Source organism: Sphingomonas sp. (assembly GCF_048594985.1).
Taxonomy (GTDB): domain Bacteria; phylum Pseudomonadota; class Alphaproteobacteria; order Sphingomonadales; family Sphingomonadaceae; genus Sphingomonas_I.
In genome coordinates this window covers 1-1,543 of sequence record NZ_JBMDXG010000064.1, presented here as the reverse complement: position 1 = coordinate 1,543, position 1,543 = coordinate 1, and the positions used below count along the sequence as shown (strand labels likewise).

General features: G+C 65.1%; 2 protein-coding genes and 1 pseudogene. All 3 read left to right on the top strand.

What is annotated here, in order from left to right:
* Nucleotides 1-830 (top strand): hypothetical protein (locus tag ACOJSF_RS02385; protein ID WP_420140638.1); only part of this gene is annotated, 830 nt, incomplete at its 5' end.
* Nucleotides 827-1,345 carry a DUF2141 domain-containing protein gene (locus tag ACOJSF_RS02380; RefSeq protein ID WP_420140637.1) on the top strand — a complete coding sequence of 173 codons (519 nt, stop codon included), beginning with the start codon at nt 827-829 and terminating at the stop codon, nt 1,343-1,345. The genes ACOJSF_RS02385 and ACOJSF_RS02380, both read left to right, overlap by 4 nt.
* A gap of 11 nt (nt 1,346-1,356) precedes the next feature.
* Nucleotides 1,357-1,543 (top strand): annotated as a pseudogene (locus ACOJSF_RS02375) (glycosyltransferase family 1 protein); the annotation flags it as partial.

Sequence of the window (1,543 nt, the reverse complement as noted above, 5' to 3'; positions counted from 1 at the left end):
TCCTCGGCGCGATCCTGAGTCTCGCGATGGTCGTCGGCCTCGGCTACGAACTATTCGACCGGGGGCTGCTGGCGCTCGAGCGGTCGGTGCCGACGCACGCCGGCTTCTACCTTTGTTTCTTCCTCCTCTACATGTCGCCGCCCACGTTCGACTTCATCATCTTTCGCCGCCTGTGGGGCGTGCCGTTCGAGGGGTTGATCGCGCTTCACAAGAAGCGGATCGCAAACGAAGTGGTGTTCGGCTATTCGGGCGAGGCCTATTTCTACGCCTGGGCACGCCAGCGGATGAAGATGGTCGCCGCCCCGTTCGGCGCGGTCAAGGATGTGTCGATCCTGTCGGCGATCGCTGGCAACGCGATCACGCTCGGCATGATCGCACTCGCGCTGCCATTCGCCGCGACGCTGCTGACCGCCGACCAGTTCGAGACGCTGGCCTGGTCGACGGGCATCATCGTTGCCATCTCGCTGCCGTTCCTCATCTTCTCGCGCCGCGTCTTCTCGCTCGGCAAGCGGGACCTGTGGTGGGTGTTCGGCGTCCACTGCCTGCGCCTGATCTGCGGGTCCACGCTGATCGCGCTCGCCTGGCATTTCGCGATGCCCGACGTGTCGATCGGCATGTGGCTGTTCCTTGCCGCCGGGCGCCTGCTGGTGTCGCGGCTGCCGCTGGTGCCCAACAAGGACCTTCTTTTCGCCAACTTCGCGATCATACTGATCGGCCAGGGTGAGGCGCTTTCGGAACTGGTTGCACTGACTGCGGCGTTCACGCTGCTGATGCATGTCGTTCTGATCGCGCTGTTCGCGCTGCACGCGATGATGAGGAAGGCGCAATGACGGCCAAGCAGCTGACACTGGGGATCGCGCTGGCGCTCGCCGCGCCGGCGGGCGCGCAGGGCGAGGTGCTGGGAACCGACCGCAACGCATGCATCGCCGGAAGCGGACCGGCGATTCGCGTCAACGTGATGGGGCTGAAGGACCGCGTCGGTCGCCTCAAGCTGGAACTCTATCCCGCGAACGACGATGATTTCCTGAAGGACGACCGCGACCTGATCAAGGAGGGCAAGGTGTTTCGCCGCGTCTGGGCGGAAACGCCCGAAGGCGGACAGGTCAGCCTTTGCATCAAGGCGCCCAGGGCCGGCCGCTATGCGCTGCTCTTCACCCACGACCGCGACGGCCGCAACAAGTTCGATTTCTGGAAGGACGGCGCGGGCTTTCCCAGCAATCGGCGTCTGGGCCGCAGCCGCCCCAAGCTTCAGGAAGCGGTGATCGACGTTGGCTCGGGCGTGACGGTCACCAACATTCGTGCGCAGTATCTTCGCGGACTGGGCGGATTCGCCCCGATCGGCTGAGGAGCGGCGGCATGCGCATCGTCGACGTCAACGAATTCTACTCGCCCACCGGCGGCGGGGTGCGCACCTATATCGACCGCAAGATGGGCATCCTGGCCGATCTCGGCCACGAACTGATCGTGATCGCCGCGACGACCGAATCCGACTGGGTGGAGGAACGCCCGGGCGGCGGCCGTATCCATTGGGTCAAGGCGCTGC